The sequence below is a fragment of the Corynebacterium sp. HMSC074C03 genome (genome assembly GCF_001838285.1).
Lineage (GTDB): Bacteria > Actinomycetota > Actinomycetes > Mycobacteriales > Mycobacteriaceae > Corynebacterium > Corynebacterium amycolatum.
On record NZ_KV836197.1, the window covers coordinates 141,532 to 159,874 of the forward strand.

The 18,343-nt window shown below is 59.1% G+C and carries 14 protein-coding genes; 3 read left to right on the top strand and 11 right to left on the bottom strand.

Going from position 1 to position 18,343, the window contains the following annotated elements; genetic code table 11:
• Window positions 1-415: 415 nt before the first annotated feature.
• Both HMPREF2847_RS02890 and HMPREF2847_RS02895 read right to left on the bottom strand, forming a co-directional pair.
• The gene (locus HMPREF2847_RS02890) at window positions 416-1,087 is read right to left on the bottom strand and encodes a YdhK family protein (protein WP_083327301.1); all 672 of its coding nucleotides are present in this window, start codon (window positions 1,085-1,087) and stop codon (window positions 416-418) included.
• Between the two features lie 76 nt (window positions 1,088-1,163).
• Window positions 1,164-2,648, bottom strand: a complete 1,485-nt coding sequence (locus HMPREF2847_RS02895; protein WP_070851457.1) for a YeeE/YedE thiosulfate transporter family protein — start codon at window positions 2,646-2,648, stop codon at window positions 1,164-1,166.
• A 223-nt stretch (window positions 2,649-2,871) separates the two neighbouring features.
• Between HMPREF2847_RS02895 and HMPREF2847_RS02900 the strand changes: the two genes are divergently transcribed.
• Complete coding sequence (locus HMPREF2847_RS02900; protein ID WP_070600990.1) at window positions 2,872-3,864, top strand: hypothetical protein; 993 nt, start codon at window positions 2,872-2,874, stop codon at window positions 3,862-3,864.
• Here the strand turns inward: HMPREF2847_RS02900 and HMPREF2847_RS02905 are convergent.
• From HMPREF2847_RS02905 to betT, 3 genes are all read right to left on the bottom strand, one after another.
• A complete protein-coding gene (locus tag HMPREF2847_RS02905; RefSeq protein ID WP_070851458.1) occupies window positions 3,851-4,618 on the bottom strand; it encodes a CDP-alcohol phosphatidyltransferase family protein in 768 nt (255 codons plus the stop codon). The two genes, HMPREF2847_RS02900 and HMPREF2847_RS02905, sit on opposite strands and share 14 nt — an antisense overlap.
• Before the next feature lie 143 nt (window positions 4,619-4,761).
• A complete protein-coding gene (locus HMPREF2847_RS02910) occupies window positions 4,762-6,330 on the bottom strand; it encodes an aldehyde dehydrogenase family protein (RefSeq protein ID WP_070851459.1) in 1,569 nt (522 codons plus the stop codon).
• Window positions 6,331-8,511: a choline BCCT transporter BetT gene (betT, locus tag HMPREF2847_RS02915; RefSeq protein WP_070851460.1), complete on the bottom strand. Its 2,181-nt coding sequence runs from the start codon at window positions 8,509-8,511 to the stop codon at window positions 6,331-6,333. It lies immediately after the preceding gene.
• Window positions 8,512-8,849: 338 nt separating this feature from the next.
• Here betT and betA point away from each other — a divergent pair, with 338 nt between their 5' ends.
• Together betA and HMPREF2847_RS02925 are read left to right on the top strand one after the other, a co-directional pair.
• Window positions 8,850-10,589 carry a choline dehydrogenase gene (betA, locus tag HMPREF2847_RS02920; RefSeq protein WP_070851461.1) on the top strand — a complete coding sequence of 580 codons (1,740 nt, stop codon included), beginning with the start codon at window positions 8,850-8,852 and terminating at the stop codon, window positions 10,587-10,589.
• A 109-nt stretch (window positions 10,590-10,698) separates the two neighbouring features.
• Window positions 10,699-11,805 (top strand): NAD(P)H-dependent flavin oxidoreductase, encoded by a 1,107-nt coding sequence (locus HMPREF2847_RS02925; RefSeq protein WP_070851462.1) that lies wholly within the window; start codon window positions 10,699-10,701, stop codon window positions 11,803-11,805.
• A 115-nt stretch (window positions 11,806-11,920) separates the two neighbouring features.
• Here HMPREF2847_RS02925 and HMPREF2847_RS02930 read toward each other — a convergent pair whose 3' ends face one another.
• The 6 genes from HMPREF2847_RS02930 to HMPREF2847_RS02955 form a co-directional block, all read right to left on the bottom strand.
• On the bottom strand, window positions 11,921-13,117 hold the full coding sequence (locus tag HMPREF2847_RS02930; RefSeq protein WP_070851463.1) for a globin domain-containing protein: 1,197 nt from the start codon (window positions 13,115-13,117) through the stop codon (window positions 11,921-11,923).
• A gap of 191 nt (window positions 13,118-13,308) precedes the next feature.
• The gene (locus HMPREF2847_RS02935) at window positions 13,309-13,782 is read right to left on the bottom strand and encodes an RrF2 family transcriptional regulator (RefSeq protein WP_048734285.1); all 474 of its coding nucleotides are present in this window, start codon (window positions 13,780-13,782) and stop codon (window positions 13,309-13,311) included.
• A gap of 112 nt (window positions 13,783-13,894) precedes the next feature.
• Window positions 13,895-15,730, bottom strand: a complete 1,836-nt coding sequence (locus tag HMPREF2847_RS02940) for a phosphoenolpyruvate carboxykinase (GTP) (RefSeq protein ID WP_048734283.1) — start codon at window positions 15,728-15,730, stop codon at window positions 13,895-13,897.
• 298 nt (window positions 15,731-16,028) lie between these two features.
• A complete protein-coding gene (locus HMPREF2847_RS02945) occupies window positions 16,029-16,454 on the bottom strand; it encodes a DUF6802 family protein (protein WP_070549951.1) in 426 nt (141 codons plus the stop codon).
• A gap of 34 nt (window positions 16,455-16,488) precedes the next feature.
• On the bottom strand, window positions 16,489-17,517 hold the full coding sequence (locus HMPREF2847_RS02950) for a hypothetical protein (protein WP_070851464.1): 1,029 nt from the start codon (window positions 17,515-17,517) through the stop codon (window positions 16,489-16,491).
• Window positions 17,499-18,041: a hypothetical protein gene (locus tag HMPREF2847_RS02955; protein WP_070851465.1), complete on the bottom strand. Its 543-nt coding sequence runs from the start codon at window positions 18,039-18,041 to the stop codon at window positions 17,499-17,501. Before HMPREF2847_RS02955 ends, HMPREF2847_RS02950 begins: the two co-directional genes overlap by 19 nt.
• Window positions 18,042-18,343 lie beyond the last annotated feature (302 nt).

The following is an 18,343-nucleotide window of genomic DNA, read 5'->3' on the forward strand; positions in this document are numbered from 1 at the left end:
GAGCAGGCGCACTGGTGTTGCCGACTTATCGATGGTTTTCCGTGACCTGTCGATGACTTCCCTTGTCTTATCGATGGTTTTCCGCCACTTATGCGCACGTTGTGGGGTCTACCTGAGCACTTGTCGATGCGTTATTCACTGATGGCCACGCTATAGCGCATCGACAGGTGAATAGCTCATCGACAAGTGGCCGACCGCCCCTGCCCTCGCCGGCCCCGGCCCCGTCCCCGCCGTCTCCGCCCCTCACAGTCGGACCACGCGCTACCCGAAGGCTTTTGGACACGAGCATAGGCGCGAAGCATAAAAAACCGGGCACCACACTTCCTGCGTGATACCCGGTTTTAATGGATTGAGTTAGGCCGAAGCAACCGGCCCGAAGCAACCAACCTAGAAGTGGCGGACTAAGCCTAACTAGTTAGTCCTCCGGTGCGAGCTCGCTCTCGGTAACCCACTTGTGGTTCTTCATGGTCATGCCATCTTCGTCGATATCAACCATGTAGACCGGCTCCTGCGTGGAGTAATCAACAGTGCCCTTGGCACCCTTCATGCCCGCCATGTGCTCGGCATTGATGGTGATCTCGGAGCCGTCGGCAAGCGGAGCCTCGCCCGGGCTCTCCAGCTCCTCATGAACAACCCAACGGTGATCCTTCACCGGTTCACTGCCATCGGTCGGAGTGTAGGACACGGAGTACGTGGTGGTGTTGAAAACACCAACAACCTTGCCTTCTGCCCCCTTCATGCCCGGCATGTGATCAGCCAGAACCTTCACTTCACTACCGACCGGGAACTTCGCGTTGTCAGCCGGAACCATTCCCTCAGGAGCCGGGCCGCCATCGGCCGGGTGATTATGGCCAGCCATTGCATCGTCATCATGGTCGCCGTGCTCACCGTGGTCATCGGCATCGTCCATGTCATCCATGTCGTCCGTGTCCTCAGAGCTGGTTGCCGTTGCCGACGAGCTGGTCTCGCTAACAGTGCTGCTTGCTTCGGTATTAGTCGAATCATCGGAGGAGCAACCGGCCAGCGCAAGCACGCTGGCGGCACCTGCGGCTACAAGCGCATTAAGTGGTCGGATATTCTTTGCCATGGTCAAGCTCCTTTGTTGTTGATGTCAATCAATCTATGCCCTCACCCTACCGACGCTCCCCTAGCGCCACCAGGACTTATCGCCCTCGGCGAACGGAAATCGTCCAGCCGGCCTCACCGGTCTGCTCAAAGTTGGTGACCTCGTGGCCATCCTTCGCAGCCCAGCGCGGAATCGCATCCGTGGCCTGGGTGCAGTCGAATGGAATCACCAGCTCCTCGCCGACCTCAATCTTGTTGATTGCATCCTTGGCCTCGATCAGCGGGAATGGGCACACCGCGCCGACGGTGTCCAGCTCGTATCGCCCATCGCCCAGTGGCTTGAGCTTGCCGTCTTCCTGCTTGACGACGCTCCGGTCGAGCAACGCCACCGGAGCGACAGCAAAGGAACCGGCCAGCGGAGAGGCCTCGGTACCAGCGGCACCGGCACTGTCGCTACCCGGCAGGGACACAGGAGAAGTAGCAGCCGAAGCGACCGGAGCAGTTGCCGATACCGCCGTGTCGTTGGTGGTGGAAGGGGTGCTCGGGACGTCGTTAAGCGAAGGTGCGGACGGCTTCAGCCAGAGCTTTGCGGCGATAGCGACACCTGCGGCGATGGACGCCAGCGCAAGCCAACCCTGGTAGCTGAACAGCGAGGTCTGGACCATGCCGTTACCGACGGTGCAGCCGCCGGCCCACGCAGCGCCGACACCCATGAAGATGCCGCCGACGACCGAGCGAGCGCCCTGGGTGGCGTCCGGGACGCGGAGGCGGAATTCACCGGAGGCCTTGGCCGCGATGAAGGAGCCGACGAGGATGCCGAGGACGAGGAGGACGCCCCAGTCGAAACGCTCGGTGTCACCAGTGACAACGTAGTTAGCGAGGTTGGAGGACGGAGTCGTGATGCCGAGGCCATCGTTGCGGCCGGTAGCTGCGGACAGCGGCCATGCGATAACGCCAAGTACACCGACGATGGCGGCGGTGGCGTACACGTGCCAGGGCTTCTCAGCCAGGATGTGCGCGAGACCGGACTTACGCGGTGCCAGAGTTACCGGGCGCGGGCCGGAGAATTCTTCGCGCAGGAAGCGGACAGCGAAGTATGCCGTGACGGAGCTCAGCGCGATGACCAGTGGCCAAATGCTAATGCCGAGAGAGGCATGAATGCTGGTCAGGCCGACGGTGCGGTCCTTCAGGGAATTCTGCAGGCCATTGAGGAAGCCAGTCTTCATAGCAGCAGCGGATAGGGCGTAAAAGACCAGTGCGATCCAAGAGCCGATCAGGCCCTCACCGGAGCGGTACCAGGTACCCGAGGCACAGCCACCGGCCAGGACGATACCCAGCCCGAAGATAACGCCACCGACGATAACGGCCACCGGTGCCAGTTCGTTGTATTCGGGAGTAATCACGCCGGCGCTGGTCAGTGCGGCCAGGCCGATGGCGTGGACGGAAATAACAATCAGCAAGGCGACGAAGCCGCGCCAGCTGCGCTGAGTGAAGATATCGCGCAGGAAACCGGTGACGCAGAAACGTCCTCGCTGCATAACAAAGCCGAGCACGGCGCCCAGCGCTAGTCCTGAGATGAGCATGAAAGTAGTTCTCCTAAGTTTTGTGGACAGACCTGTCTATCTGGTGTTTAGGAAACTACTTTATACGCAGAGAAAAGTCCAAGTTTATTGCGTTTTTGCAGGATAACCGCACCCCCCACTAGACAGACCGAACCGTATATAACACTGTCGTCCAGGAAGGATTCACCACTCCGAGTTCCACTTTGTGGCAGTGTGGAAAGTTGTGAGTGCAAAAAGTTTCGCGATGACCCCGATACAGCGATTCCTTGTGCTGCGCTCCATAATCGATCTGCCTTTTACCCGGACATTCGCCATCGACGCGGAGCAGGTCGTCGAAATCTCCGGCGTCGCTCGACTCAGCGAGCTCAACGCCAAAAATGCCGTAATAATCGACAGCTTGCGTTCACTCGCCCACACCAACACACAGAACTTTTACGCCATCGATGATGCCGCCGAGGCGCTGGGCACCGCGCTTCGCATGGCAGTGTCTTCCAGGCAGCTACTGTGGCTCAGCTCGCTTCCCAAAAGCGACGTGGACAAGGTGCGCGCAATCCTCGGTGATGACCTGGTGCACGTGGTGGGCCCAGCACTGGCCGTCGACAAGCTCAACGACGACATCCTGGAGGTTCCCGACGCACTGAAGCGCCGCGGCGAACCGCTTGTTCCCATTGCACTCTCGCCGACTGCGCTAGTGCACGCGTGGGCACATGGCACGCATGAGCAGCAAAAACTGCTGGCGTACCTGCTCGAAGGCACCAACACATTGGTGATGGAGAGCAAAAATCTGCATGCGCTGCGCAAAGTCGGGGCGAACCTCATTGAGCGCAACCTGATCTGGCGGCTGCTCTACAACCCCAAGGTGCTCGCGTATCTGGTGGTGCTGATTTACTCATCTCTGCGCGCGCTACCAGTAGTTTTTGTCCCCGGCTTCCACGGCAATGTCTGGGTGCTCTGGACTATCGACATCATCACGGCAATCCCCTACACCTGGGGAATTGTGGAGATGTTCACCGGCAGCTCATTCTGGCGCCGAATGCTGGGACTGCTGGTCACACTGGTGACTTTTATCTCGCCGTATGTCTATTTCTGGTTCAACGGCCGCGACTATCCCGTGTGGGTCACCGCATTCGTCATCGCCATGATCGTGGGCGCCTTCGCCGTCGAATTCATCCGCTGGCTACGCGACCGCCTCATCCACACAATCCTGCACCAACTGCCCGCCGCTACCGGCCGGTAAACGAGCGACGCACACCACCGACAATCAGCCACGCACCGGCGGCAACGTTGACGGCCACCATCGCATGGCTCACCGTCAGGCTTAACGACGCCGCTTTCGTCACAATTGCGATAAGCAGGCCTGTCGTGACAATCCAGACAAACGTTGCAGCAATGTTGCCCACCTTGCCGCGTTGCACGCGGAACGGGTGCGTGTAGTGCAGCGGCACCAACGTCATTGTGCTGAAGATAACGATTGCGGCGATACACACTGCCATCGGCGCATTCCACACCCATAGCAGGACTGCCACAATATTCCACGCCGCCGGGAAGCCCACAAAGTAGTAGTCCCCAGACTTGGCGGCTTCGTTGGCATAACAGAACATCGAGGAGACCAACATTACGATGGCCAGGAAAATCGCCAGCGGACGTGGCCCCAGCGGCAGGTACATAACCATGAACGCTGCAGGAATGGCCGTCCACGTGAGGTAGTCGACAATATTGTCCACCACCGCACCGTTAAACCAGGGCACGACTTCCTTGATGTGGTGCTTACGCGCCATGTTGCCATCGACACCGTCGACGACAAGCGCGATACCCAGCCAGAGCCACATCCATTCCGGCTTGCCGTCGAGAAGCGCCACTACCGCCAGCGTTGCCCACACCAAACCGGTCAGCGTGAACCCGTGAACCGCCCAGGCGATAGCATGCTGCCTCCGCGTGAAGGTCTGGGGAGCAGCAGAACTGGCAATGTCAGAGCTAGTAGAAGCGTTCACGGCAGATGTCCTTTAGAGAACAAAATGCGCACAACTGCAAACCTTTATCGCAGTTGTGCGCAGAGTCGATTTTTTTCAATCGGTGAGTATAACGGCTGATGGGTCGTTTTCCCGTATTTTTGCTCGGGCTTGTGCCGAGTTATTTAACGACGATCCTCGAACCAACCGGTAACAGCCGGCGCTGTATTCTCGTAGACCAGCTTGGCTTCGGTGTACTCTTCCAGGCCGGTCGGGCCCAGCTCGCGACCAATACCGGACTGACCAAAGCCACCCCACTCGGCCTGTGGCAGGTAGGGGCCAAAGTCGTTGATCCAGACGGTACCGTGACGCAGCTCGCGGGAAACGCACTCAGAAACCTCGCGGTTGGATGTCCACACCGCACCGGCCAGGCCATATTCGGTGTCGTTGCCAATCTCGATGGCCTCGTCAACCGTGGTGAAGGTCTCCACCGTCACCACCGGGCCAAAGGCTTCGTCGTGAACGCAGTCCATTTCGCGATTGACCTGGTCAATCACGGTTGGGAGGTAGAAGTAGCCGTCGGCAAGCGAGGCGGAACCATCGGCGGTTGTGCCCGTGGCGATCTCGCCGCCAACGCGCACGCGAGCGCCCTGCTCACGCGCCCGATCGACGTATGCCGCGACCTTATCCAGGTGCTGCTTCGAAATCAGCGCACCGGTCTCGGCCTTCTCATCGAGTGGACCGCCGAGCTGGATGTGCCCGGCGCGCTCAACCAGATCGTCGACGAACTTCTCGGCGATGGACTCCTCCACAATCAAGCGAGCGCCCGCCGAGCAGACCTGACCGGAATGCAGGAACGCAGCATTGAGGGCATTGTCCAAAGCGGCTTCGTAGTCGGCGTCGGCGAAGATGATGTTCGGGTTCTTGCCGCCGAGCTCAAGTGCGACCTTCTTCACGGACTTGGCTGCTTCACCAGCAATAATCTTGCCAGTGGCAAGACCACCGGTGAAGGAGACCATGTCCACCTTCGGATGAGAGGACAGCGGTGCGCCCGCTTCGGCGCCAGCGCCGGTGATGAGGTTGGCAACGCCTGCCGGAACACCCAGCTCATCGATGACGTGCATGAGCAGAATTGCTGTGTGCGGAGTCAGCTCCGCCGGCTTGAGCACAAAGGTATTGCCCGTGGCCAGGCACGGTGCGACCTTCCATGCAGTCTGCAGCAGTGGGTAGTTCCACGGCGTAATCAGACCACAGACACCGACGGGTTCACGCACAATGCGCGCGACGACGGACGGGTCATCCGCGTCCACGAGACGACCGGCATCATTGCCTGCAAGCTTCCCGAAGTACTCAAAGCAGGCGATGATGTCATCCATATCGGCTGCCGCCTCCGGCAGGCGCTTGCCGGTATCCATGGCCTCTGCCCAGGCAAATTCGTCCTTGCGCTGCCTGATGGCAGCACCGATGTCGAGTACCAACTTGCTGCGCTCAGCTGTGCTCCAGGATGCCCAGGAACCTTCCCCGGTACGTCGGAAAGCGGCGTCGGCGGCGGCGATGGCGCGCTCGGTGTCGGTCGCATCTGCTTCCGCAACTTCGGCGATGAAAGAGCCATCGGCCGGGCACTCGATAGTGCGAGTGTTGCCAGCGGCTGCAGCGGACCAGGTGCCGTCGATAAACAGCGTGGCCGCGCCTTCGTGGGATTTGGCGGTCTCGGGTGCGAGGGCCTTATCAGTAGTTGAAGGCTTAAAGGTCATTTAGGAATCCTCCTTGGCGTAGTCATCAGACCATTCGCGGACAGGTTCGGCATTATCGGACAGATCTGAGGTGCCCGGGAGATCAGACTGCATGTGCAAAAACTCCAAGTGCCGTTCGTAGAGGTCGAGGACGTCGGAAATCAGCTGCTCTTGGGTGTAGCCATAGACGTCGTAGCCGAGCGAACCGGTCAGCGTGAAGACCTCGAGGCGGTAGTAGTAAATATCAGCATCACTGTCCAGGTGTACCAGGCCAGCAAAAGACGGCGTCAAGTGTTCAACCGGATAGACCTGGTAGCGGAAGCTCATCTCCTCGCCGAATCCGACCTGCAGGTCAATCTGGTCAATACCGACTTCTTCTGCTGGTTCACGGTGCAGCGTCACTTCACCGCCACGTTCCCTGATAGCATCTGCCACCTGTTCAAGTGCGGGCTGCACCACTCGGTCGAGGTAGCGCATGACTGGCTTCTTGCCCGGGAAGGACATGGAGCGGGCAAGTCGATTGCGCCAGTCACCCTGTTGGCCATCCACGGCGCGGCCCGACATCGCCCCGTGGAGGGCTCGACGTGTCGAATCCTGTTGCAACAGCTCCAGTCGCAGCGACTTAAACAGGCCATACATCACCAGATAGATGACAAAGGCAAACGGCAGACCCATCACAATCGTTGCCGACTGCAGTGTCGGAATACCGCCGACATAGAGCATCGAGATGGTCAGCACACCGACCACGACAGCCCAGAAAATCCGGGTCCACTTCTTGCCGTCCTGCTGTGTGTCGGTGATCTTCGAAGTGAAGTTACTCATCACCAGTGCCGCCGAGTCCGCCGAGGTGATGTAGAGCAACAGGCCAATCAGAGATGCGACTGCAGCCACCATCATCGGCGCCGGGTACTGCTCCAGCAGCAGGTAGAAGGCACGCTCCGGGTAATCCAGTGCCGTCTGGCCAAACTCCGAATCGCCATTGATAACCAGGTCCAGCGCCGAGTTACCGAACACCGACACCCACATCAGGACGAAGAGGAATGGAATGGTCAGCGTGCCGACGACAAACTGGCGCAGGCTACGGCCACGGGAAATACGGGCCAGGAACAAACCGACGAATGGAGCCCAGGCCACCCACCAAGCCCAGAAGAACAGAGTCCAGGAGTTCAACCATTCCTGTGCACCCGAGAAGGCGTAGGTATCCATAGTCATGGACGGGAACTTGGAGACGTACTCGCCGACGTTCATCACCAGGGCGTCAAACAGGAACGCCGTGCGACCAGTGACCAGGATGTAGAGCATCAGGCAAATGGCCAGGCCAACGTTGAGTTCCGAGAGACGACGAATTCCCTTGTCAACGCCCGAGACGGCAGATGCGATAGCCACTGATACCGCCACCACGATTAGCGCAATCTGCCAGGACGTACTCTCCTCCACCCCGAACAGCACGCGCAGGCCGTAATTCAGCTGGACGACGCCGATACCCAGCGAAGTTGCGACACCGAAAACGGTACCGAGCATCGCTGCGATTTCGACCGCTTCACCAGCGGGGCCGTGGATGCGCTTGCCAATGATTGGGTAGAGCGCCGAGCGAATGGTCAGTGGCATGTTCAAGCGGTAAGCGAAGTAGCCGAATGCCATGCCCATCAGCGCGTAGAGCGCCCAACCGGTCACGCCGTAGTGGAAGAGCGTAAAGACGACTGCCTGACGCGCGGCTTCGATGGTCTCCGCATCTCCGGTCGGCGGGCCATAGTACTGTGCCACCGGCTCTGCTACCGAGAAGAAGAGCAAGTCAATGCCGATACCTGCGGCAAAGAGCATAGAGGCCCAAGAAAACAGGCCGAACTGAGGTTTGGCGTGATCGGGACCGAGCTTAATCTGCCCCGTTCGCGAGATGGCGATGTAGAGCATGAAGAGCACTGCCACCGTCGCGGTCACGATATAGAACCAACCGAAGTTCTTCGATACCCAGGCGACAATGCCAGCTAGGGTGTCCGCTGCATTGTCCGGGGCAAAAATAGCCCACAGGGCAATGGCGAGAATACCAACGCCTGAAATAATAAATACAGGCCAGTTGACCTCAGGCTCAGAGGTCGCACTCGCTTGCGCTTGTTGTGGAGGGACCGACTGCGATCGCTGCATTTCTTGCGACGATCCAGATTTTTCCTCCGTTACCTTCTCAGTTGACGGAGTATCAGACATAGGAAAATCCTTCAGATTCGGGAACTAATCCAGCATACCTAGTTTGAATAATCCCTCAAGTCTTAGAATCGATTCAGAAGAATTCCTTAACCCCAATATCAACACCATTACCTGCATCTTTACCTAGTTTTCACGGCGTTGAAAATCATTCCAACTGGAATTGAATGTCAATTGTATGCCATTCTATATCTGTGAAGGGGATTTGAGATACGCCTCCGGCCACTTATTTCAATATCGATATATAGGGTACGCCTTTAAATATCACTTGAGGCTTATCGCAGTCCTTGAAAACCATTCCGATACACATCGGTACACAACCTACGGAGGTACACCAGAACATGGGAGCTTTCCCGGCTGTCTTCAACTTCGGTAAAAAGAATGGCAACACCACAGTCGAACACCGCGACGTCGTCATCGTTGGCGCGGGCTCTGCCGGCTCTGTGCTGGCTAACCGGCTGTCCGCAGACCACACTCAGCAGGTGCTCGTACTCGAGGCCGGCCGCATGGACTCCCTCTGGGACCTTTACATTCACATGCCTTCGGCATTCTCCTTCCCAATCGGCAACAAGTACTACGACTGGAAGTACGAATCCGAGCCGGAACCGGAGATGAACGGTCGCCGTATCTACCACGCCCGCGGCAAGGTCGTCGGCGGTTCCTCCTCCATCAACGGCCAGATCTACCAGCGCGGTAACCCCATGGACTACGACAAGTGGGGCGACACCAAGGGGCTGGAGAACTGGGGCTGGAACCACGTTCTGCCTTACTTCAAGCGCATGGAAAATGCGCTGGGCTCCGACAAGGATGACCCGCGCCGTGGCCACGACGGTCCGCTGCGCATGAAGCGCGGTCCGGCCGATTCTCCGCTGTTCAAGGCTTTCTTTAAGTCTGTGCAGCAGGCAGGCTACAACTACACCCCGGACGTCAATGGCTACCGCCAGGAGGGCTTCGGCCCCTTCGACGCGAACATCGACAAGGGCCGTCGTCTCTCCGCAGCTCGCGCATACCTGCACCCAGCCCTGCAGCGCCCGAATCTGGAGCTCCGCACCCGCGCGGAAGCCACCCGCATCCTCTTCGAGGGCACCAAGGCCGTCGGCGTGGAGTACACCTGGAAGGGTCACACGCGCCAGGTGCGAGCAGACAAGGTTATCCTCTGCGGTGGCGCTTTCAACTCTCCCCAGCTGCTCGAGGTCTCCGGCATTGGCGATGAGAAAATCTTGAGTGCCGCCGGAGTGAACGTCGTCAAGCACCTGCCTGGCGTCGGCGAGAACCTGCAGGACCACCTGGAGGTCTACATTCAGTACAACGCTACCCAGCCGGTGTCTTCACAGCCGTACCTGGAGAAGTGGCGTTGGCCGTTCATTGGCCTGTGGTGGATGCTCACCCACAAGGGCCCGGTGGCGACGTCGCACTTTGAGGGTGGCGGTTTCGCCCGCTCCAACGACAACGAGCCCTACCCGAACCTGATGTTCCACTTCCTGCCGCTGGCCATGCGTTACGACGGCACAAAGATCGATAGCCCGCACGGTTTCCAGTTCCACGTTGGTCCGATGTACTCGGACGCCCGTGGCCATGTTCACATCACCTCCTCGGACATCAAGGTCAAGCCGTCGATCCTGTTCAACTACCTGTCCACTGATCAGGACCGTCGTGAATGGGTCGAGGCTGTCAAGGTCTCCCGTAAGCTGCTGGACACTCCAGCAATGAAGGAGTACACCGACGGCGAGATTTCCCCGGGTGCGGACGTGCAGACCGACGAGGAAATCCTCGAGTGGGTCCGCAAGGATGCCGAGACCGCACTGCACCCATCCTGCACCTGCAAGATGGGACCGGCCTCCGACGAGATGGCCGTGGTCGATCCGGAAACCATGCAGGTTCACGGCACCGAGGGCCTCTACGTGGTTGACGCTTCGGTCATGCCGGGCATCACCAACGGCAATATCTACGCACCGACCATGATGATTGCCGAAAAGGCCGCTGACCTCATCGCCGGCAAGACTCCGCTGGCACCGCAGGACATTCCGTTCTACCGCGCCGGCCAGGGTATGCCGCTGGATCCGCCGGAGAACAATAAGTAGTTCTTGAGGCGGTAACGGGTAGCGCGGAGTCTATTGCGCAACGCCGTTCGTCGGCATTGGCCGGGTTCTCCCACACGGGGGAATCCGGCCTTAGTGTTACTCTCGTCCTATGAGCAGCACAACCTCGCAATCACCCGAAAACCTACGACGCTCATCAATCATCTTGGCACCGATGGCTGGAGGTCCATCCACGCCCGAACTCGTCGCCGCAGTTTCCAATGCTGGTGGGGTTGGCACGCTTGCCGTCGGCTATCTCACTGTTGAAAAGCTCACTGAACAGGCACGGCAGACGTGCGCACTGCTTGACGACGGCAAAGGTTTCGGCATCAACCTCTTCTGCCCCAACACGGCTGACGCCGGTGGCGGAACCTCCGAGGAGGAGCTTGCGCAGTGGACCACGTTTCGCGGCCACTTAGCACCGGCAGCAGACCACTTCGACATCGACTTGCCCGATGCTCCGACCTGGTCAGATGACTACTTCTCGGCGAAAGTCGAAGCAATTCTCGCTGATGATTTTCTGCCCAACCCCGATGCGCTGGAGTTCGTCTCCTTCACCTTTGGCTATCCAGATAAAGAGGTCATTGCTCGGGTAAAGGAATCTGGCCGCAAAGTGGTGCTGAATGCGACCTCGATCGAGGGGGTGCGGGCGGCGGCTGCAGCCGGCGCTGATCGCATTGTTCTGCAGGGATTAGCTGCGGGTGGACACCGCGCATTCGTGAAGGGCAAGGACTCGTCCGACAACATTGGGGCCTCTGTAGAAGAGCTCGCCCAAGCAGTCACCGCGGCGAGTGCAGTTACCGATGCACCCATCATCGCCGCTGGTGGGGTGGGTAACCGAGAGGACGTCGTCAAGCTTTTGGGTGCTGGTGCGACAGCTGTACAAGTTGGCACACGGTTCCTCACCACCGCAGAGGCGGGTACGAAGGAGACGCACCGACGGGCATTGCGTGAGCTCACGGAGCGCGGCACCGTTTTGACCCACGCCTTTTCCGGCAAGCCCGCGCGGGCAATTGAGAACACGTTTACCCGGGAGTTTTCTAGGGTCGCGCCGGAACTTTATCCGCAATTGCACTACTTGACCACGCCAATCCGTGGTACCGCGAATCAGGCCGGCGATCCAGAATATCTCAACTTATGGGCGGGTATTGCTTTTTCTCAGTGCGAGAACCAAACTGCGGGCGAGGTTGTTGCGGAGCTTTCCGGCTCAGCCGAGTAATACGAAGCCACCGAAGCTACAAACAGCACAATGACCAGCCCCGGGCATACATCGTGGCTGGTCATTCGGCTTTATTTGTGACGATGGCTTTTATGCCGACGGCGCAGTTGTGGCGTTAGGCGTCGAGCAGCCAATCGTTCGGGCTGAACAGCTCGAAGTGAACGTTATTGCGGTCAATACCGCGATCGGCGAGCTGCTGGCGAATGGCCTGCAGGAAACCATTGCCACCACAGAGGTAGAACTGAGCACCCTCCGGCAGCTCCGTATCAGCCAGATTCATCAAATCCGGCTCGTACCACACCTGCTGGCGGGCATTGGCTAGCGCAGAGACTGCGTTATTGCGTTCTGCACGCAGTGCGTCGGTGTTCTCGGCGCGGTCCGCGTGGAGGACGACAACATCACGCTTAGAGTCGGCGGCCACCAGGGCATCCAGCATGCCGATCATGGGGGTGGCGCCAATACCTGCGGAAATGAGCACTACCGGGTCATCGGACTTTGTATCCAACACCAGGTCACCTGCAGGCAGAGAAATTTCGATGGCATCGCCCGGCTGCACCTTTTCCCACAGCTGTGTGGAAACTTCGCCAGCCGGCAGGTCCTCGGAGGCATCGACACGACGAACCGCGAAGGTCAGAACACCTTCCTCGCCGCCGACCAGAGAGTATTGCCGTAGCTGGCCGGCGCCGTCCGGCATGGTCTGGCGCACAGAGATGTACTGTCCTGGGAGGTAGGAAACGGGGGTTTCGTCGTCAAGCTTGACGGAGAACACTGCGACGTCATCACCGCGCTCTTCACGGGAGACGACGTGAGCGGCGCGGAAGACATCGCCTGCTTCGACACCGAGGTCGTCATAGAGCCCCTTCTCGAAGTTGATGAGAACACGCTCCATCTCCAGGTAGACGGCATCCCACGCATCGCGGACAGCTCCCTGAAAGACCTCTGGGGTGAGGATTTCCTCGATGGCATCGAAGAGGTGCTTGTGTACGATTGGGTACTGCTCCGGCTTGATGCCAACGGAGATGTGCTTGTGGCCGATGCGGGAAAGCAGTTCTTCCGGGGCGGGAGCATCTGGGTCGACCAGGGTAGCTGCGAAGGTAGCGACGGATGCCGCCAGCGCCTTCTGCTGAGCACCTTGCTTCTGGTTGCCGCGGTTGAAGGTATCGGCAATGAGCTCTGGGTGAGCAGCGAACATCCGATTGTAGAAGTTCGGCGTGATCTTCTCGATGTTGGCACCGACGACGGGCAGGGTTTGAGTGACGATTTCAGCCTGCTCTGGAGTCAGGCCGTTCTTGTTAACATTCAGGTTTGGCATGACTTCACAATAACACCATATTGCGCATTCTGTTTGCGTATTATTGCCCAATGGAGTCCATAACTACTCTTTGTGGTTGAGTTTTACCCGTCTTGAACTGCACAAATGGCAATGTCGAAAACTTCACCAGAAAACTTCGACAGCACCATTTTTAGCTTTTTCAACCCGCGGTCAGACCTTCAGCTCTGCACCTAAACCGGACGAATATTGAGCTGGGTACTCCCCTGCGGACCGCCTCCCTCGGGGCGATTGGCATTCACACCATTAGCCGATTCGGGCGGAATGAGATCAGCAATCAACACCGGATCCAGTGCGGCGAAGAACGCCTCCTGCGCAGCCGCTAACTTGCCACGCAACAGGCACGTCGGCAGCAATGGGCAGTCAGTGCCGACGCAATCGACGACCTCGTTGTTTTCCAGAGTGCGCAGCAGCTTGCCGACGGATTTTTCCGTAGCCGACTCGCGCAGATAGATGCCACCATTGCGCCCCTTGACCGCCTCCAAGAAGCCGAGCTCCACAAGTCGCGAGACAACCTTGGAAACATGCGCGCGAGACGCATTGAGGGACTCAGCCACCTCGGCAGCGGTGTACTTCCGTCCCGGCTCCCCCATCGCCATCAAAGTGATGACACGCAGGCTCAAATCAGAGAAAAGCGTTAATTGCATTGCGTGTCACCCTTCATCGTTGTACTGCACAAACCACCCCCTTGCCAGCCACTTCGGGCAACAAGGGGGTGGTTCTATGTTCTAGCTTTTAGCAAGGCTAGCTAGCAAGATCTTAGTCCTGCAGGCTCTTCTCGATACGAGCCTTCAGAGCCTCGAACTCGTCCCAGACTTCCTGCGGAACGCGGTCGCCGAGGAACTTCAGCCACTCCTCGTTGTCCGGCAGGTCACCCTGCCACTTAGCAGCCGGTGCCTTCAGGGCTTCCTTGACATCTTCAAAGTCGATGTCCAGGCCAGTCAGGTCCAGGTCCTCTGCCTTAGCGGTGTGACCAACAACGGTCTCCTTGGCGCCAACACGGCCCTCAATGCGGTCGATGATCCACTTGAGAACACGAGAGTTGTCACCGAAGCCCGGCCACAGGAAGCGGCCGTCTTCGCCACGGCGGAACCAGTTAACCAGGAAGACCTCTGGCATCTTGTCGCCGCCCTTGGCGCCCATGTCGATCCAGTGCTGCAGGTAGTCACCGACGTTGTAGCCAATGAACGGCAGCATTGCCATCGGGTCATGGCGCAGGGAACCGACCTTGGCCTCAGCGGAAGCAGCGGTCTGGCCGGAAGCCAGGGTTGCACCGATGAAGGTTGCGTGGTTCCAGGACAGTGCCTGGGTCACCAGCGGCACAGTGTCCGGGCGGCGGCCACCGAACAGGATGGCGTCGATCGGAACACCCTGCGGGTCGTCGTACTCCGGTGCGGCGACCGGGCACTGCGAAATCGGGGTGCAGTAACGGGAGTTCGGGTGCGAGGACAGCTCGTCGGAATCCGGAGTCCAGTCATTGCCCTTCCAGTCAATGAGGTGATCCGGCTTGCCTTCCATGCCTTCCCACCAGACGTCACCATCGTCGGTCAGTGCGACGTTGGTGAACAGGGTGTTACCGGCCTCCATGGTCTTCATGGCGTTCGGGTTGGAGGAGTAGTTGGTGCCCGGCGCAACACCGAAGAAGCCGTTCTCCGGGTTAACAGCGTACAGGCGACCGTCCTCACCGAACTTCAGCCATGCAATGTCGTCGCCGACGACCTCGGCCTTCCAGCCCTCGATGGTCGGAGTCAGCATAGCCAGGTTGGTCTTACCACATGCAGACGGGAATGCAGCGGCGATGTGGTAGGCCTTGCCCTCCGGATTAGTGAGCTTCAGGATGAGCATGTGCTCAGCCATCCAGCCCTCTTCCTTAGCCATGACCGAAGCGATACGCAGTGCGTAGCACTTCTTGGCCAGGATGGCGTTTCCGCCGTAGCCGGAACCGTAGGACCAAATCTCCTTGGTCTCCGGGAACTGGGTGATGTACTTCTCATCGTTGCACGGCCATGCAACGTCCTCCTGGCCCTCCTCCAGCGGAGCGCCAACGGAGTGCAGAGCGTGGACGAAGTCTCCGTCCGGGCCAATCTTGTCCAGGGCATCCTGACCCATGCGGGTCATGATTCGCATGGAGAGAACCACGTACTCCGAGTCGGTCAGCTGAACACCCAGCTTTGGCTCCGGGTCGGTGATCGGACCCATGCAGAACGGAACGGCGAACATGGTGCGGCCCTTCATGGAACCGCGGTAGTGCTCGGTCATTTCCTTCTTCAGCTCGACCGGATCCGCCCAGTTGTTGGTCGGGCCAGCGTCCTCTTCCTTTTCAGAAGCGATGAACGTGCGGGACTCCACACGAGCAACGTCCTTCGGGTTAGAGCGGGCAAGGAAAGAGTTCGGGCGCTTTTCCTCATTCAGCTTGATAAGAGTTCCCTTATCAACCAGGTCCTGGGTAAGGCGGTTCCACTCTTCTTCCGAGCCATCAGCAAAGACAACCTTGTCTGGCTGGGTCAGTTCTACGACCTCAGCAATCCAGCGCAGCAGTTCGGCGTTCTCGGTCGGGGCCTGGCCCTCGAGACCAGGAATAGAAGGTGCGGACATCAGTTCTCCTGACTCATTGATTCGCGTCTTAATTTAAGGCTACCTGGGGATACCGAAAGTTGCCGGGCCCCACATCGACAATCTGCTCGTTCCCGCATTTGCAAGCCGTGACATCACAGCTTTACAACAAATAATTTTCCTCGCCCCATTCTTGCGACCTGTTCATTTACGGCCATAACCAGTGAATAAGGCCAGCCTCACCACATAAATTTACAACCATTAGCCCTTTGGGTGCAGTTACCCCCATTTGTAAGCAACCGAGACACGGGTACCCCCGCGCACCGTGGTTCCAAAGTCGTTAGTCCCAGCTGCCCCGAGCGGATTGCTCCCATGAGTACGCATCCCACTTCCCCGCGGCTGATGCCGGTTCCACTGCTGCTTCGCCCATCGCGTCAGCAGCCCTCACATCATCACTGCTCCAAGACTCCCAAGTGCCGTCAAAACGGACCGTCGTAACGTGATCCACCGTGCCGTCACCGTCCAGATCTGAATAGATTGACAACCCGGAATCGTCGGCAAGCGTAATTGACCCCTCGTCGTCGCCGAGGTCGTAGAGCTGCCCATCGACCTCCACAACCAGCCCGGCGCCACCAACGTCCACCGACTGCCCATCAATCGGTGTCGCCGCCTCCAAACCACACGGCGTAGCGGGCGAACGCGCCTCCACCCCGCCATCGGACGCGGGTTGATCGGAAAAGTACTGCAGTAAAGAAAACTCATCCATCGTGATATCCCCCTATTTCTTTTCGCTGTCACAGCTATCGTGCAGGCGTTCCGGTGTACTCCGCCAGCTGCTCTATTCGCCATCCCGGACCCCGCGCACCAATGGCTTCACGCACCGTCATCTCCACGGACTGTGTCCATTTTTGCCGCAGATGGGCAAGATAATTTGCCCGCCACTGCGCGGTGCGTTGGCGTGCGTTACGACGAATCGTTGCGCCCACCGCCGCCACCGCAACACCGAGGCCTATTGCAAGTGCGACCAGCTGCGCCGCAGGCGTCGGCACCCCAATCCACATCAGCAATCCGTGGACGATCCGCACTGCGCCGACCGCCACGCCAAGCGATGCCACCGCCACCAGAGCGTCCATGGCATAACTGGGGCGAGCTGGGCTTGCTGGAGCGGGCACTGAGATTTCCACACGAAGACCCAATTCGTCGCCACACCGCTGTTGCAGCCGCGTCGCTGCGACCTCGGCACGACCCTGAAGTTCCGCTTGATCACCTGCGGGGCCGTCAGCCACTTCCTGGAGTGCATCCCGCACCGCGCTCTCAGCTGCCAACTGCATCTTCCGCTGCAATCGCGCCGCCGCCCCGGCTCCGCGCGATCGCTCCTGTGTCAGCTGAGCTCGCACATTTCGAGCCCGGCGCGCACTCAGTGTTTCCCCCGGGTTTCTGGGCGGACCTTCTGCCAGCAGAACCAGGGTTCTGGCCATCCTCGCGTCCAGCGCTCCCATTGGGATTGTGCTGTCGATTTCCTGACGCCAGGCCTCGGCATACTCACCATTGCCAATCAGGCCAACTGCAACACGGCCGGTGGCTTGGCTAATGGCTGCAACCGTGCTGACGCACTCCCGCGTGGGCTGCACCTCGCTGTCTGCAACATAGAGCACGACGGCGCTGCGTTTATCCACAAACTCCAGGCGTCGTGGCGGAGTCGCAGTATCGACAATCTGCGAGAAGTCCGCGCGGTCCGCTGCGTCCCCGGCTTTGGTGACAAGAAGCGGTGGCTGCTCCGGCCCCTCGGCCGAGACCGGGCGTGGCTCAACTACCTCCGGTGCTGCCATAACAGCTCCTCCAGGCTGTCTCTAGCAGCGGGAAAGGCCGCCGCAATCTCAGTCAACTGCACTGCGAGTAGCCCGTCATCATTGCGTGATCCGCCTTTCGCACCGTGGCGTTCAGCAATCTTCCGCAACGCGGAGCTGAACAAAAAGGCGTGTTCAGCTGTCTCGTTTGTGGCGATGTCGCAATACTCGTCGGCAAGCGAATGGCGAATCGGTTGTTGCTCGATGACCAGCGCGACAGGGACGGACAGCTTGTCGGTCAGCTCCGCGTGACATTGCGAAAACGCCTCGCGCACAGCGGTTTCGCGCACGCCCCTGCGCAATCGCGCGCAGATTATCGATGGCCGTTTCTCACGCTCAAGCGCCTTGGCGACGCATACCTCCGCACCGCTCGTGTGTGTGGTGTCCGAGTGCGCGACCTGCCGTTCTGACAGCCAGTCCACCACAGCGGCGCGCAACGACGACGATGTAGATCCTGTTGACGGCTGTGTTGTTTCCGTGACGTCAATTGCGGAAATAAGGTCCATCCGGCCTAGTCCCCTCCCATAAATCCCCTGCGTGGTTTAGTTAAAAACCTGCGTAACCCCCATACGGCCCGTGGGCCAGAATCCGCGCCCTGAAACACTGCACTAGGCAGACCCCAAGCACCGCTTCAACCAACGAATAAGCGCGGCTTCGCGTTCAGCCTACAGCGGACCGCGGATTCGGCAAGTCGACAAAACAACTTGTCCCGCCATGCCGCCAGTTCGGGACGACGCGGCATCGTCAACCGAAGTGAAACCGCCAGGACAACAACAAAAATCCTAGGGGCAATGATTGGATAGTTGGC

What these genes read in the sequence shown, in the direction of transcription:
- HMPREF2847_RS02890 (WP_083327301.1), bottom strand. Translation starts at nt 1,087, where the DNA reads ATGGCAAAGAATATCCGACCACTTAATGCGCTTGTAGCCGCAGGTGCC.
- HMPREF2847_RS02895 (WP_070851457.1), bottom strand. Translation starts at nt 2,648, where the DNA reads ATGCTCATCTCAGGACTAGCGCTGGGCGCCGTGCTCGGCTTTGTTATG.
- HMPREF2847_RS02900 (WP_070600990.1), top strand. Translation starts at nt 2,872, where the DNA reads ATGACCCCGATACAGCGATTCCTTGTGCTGCGCTCCATAATCGATCTG.
- HMPREF2847_RS02910 (WP_070851459.1), bottom strand. Translation starts at nt 6,330, where the DNA reads ATGACCTTTAAGCCTTCAACTACTGATAAGGCCCTCGCACCCGAGACC.
- betT (WP_070851460.1), bottom strand. Translation starts at nt 8,511, where the DNA reads ATGTCTGATACTCCGTCAACTGAGAAGGTAACGGAGGAAAAATCTGGA.
- betA (WP_070851461.1), top strand. Translation starts at nt 8,850, where the DNA reads ATGGGAGCTTTCCCGGCTGTCTTCAACTTCGGTAAAAAGAATGGCAAC.
- HMPREF2847_RS02925 (WP_070851462.1), top strand. Translation starts at nt 10,699, where the DNA reads ATGAGCAGCACAACCTCGCAATCACCCGAAAACCTACGACGCTCATCA.
- HMPREF2847_RS02930 (WP_070851463.1), bottom strand. Translation starts at nt 13,117, where the DNA reads ATGCCAAACCTGAATGTTAACAAGAACGGCCTGACTCCAGAGCAGGCT.
- HMPREF2847_RS02935 (WP_048734285.1), bottom strand. Translation starts at nt 13,782, where the DNA reads ATGCAATTAACGCTTTTCTCTGATTTGAGCCTGCGTGTCATCACTTTG.
- HMPREF2847_RS02940 (WP_048734283.1), bottom strand. Translation starts at nt 15,730, where the DNA reads ATGTCCGCACCTTCTATTCCTGGTCTCGAGGGCCAGGCCCCGACCGAG.
- HMPREF2847_RS02945 (WP_070549951.1), bottom strand. Translation starts at nt 16,454, where the DNA reads ATGGATGAGTTTTCTTTACTGCAGTACTTTTCCGATCAACCCGCGTCC.
- HMPREF2847_RS02950 (WP_070851464.1), bottom strand. Translation starts at nt 17,517, where the DNA reads ATGGCAGCACCGGAGGTAGTTGAGCCACGCCCGGTCTCGGCCGAGGGG.
- HMPREF2847_RS02955 (WP_070851465.1), bottom strand. Translation starts at nt 18,041, where the DNA reads ATGGACCTTATTTCCGCAATTGACGTCACGGAAACAACACAGCCGTCA.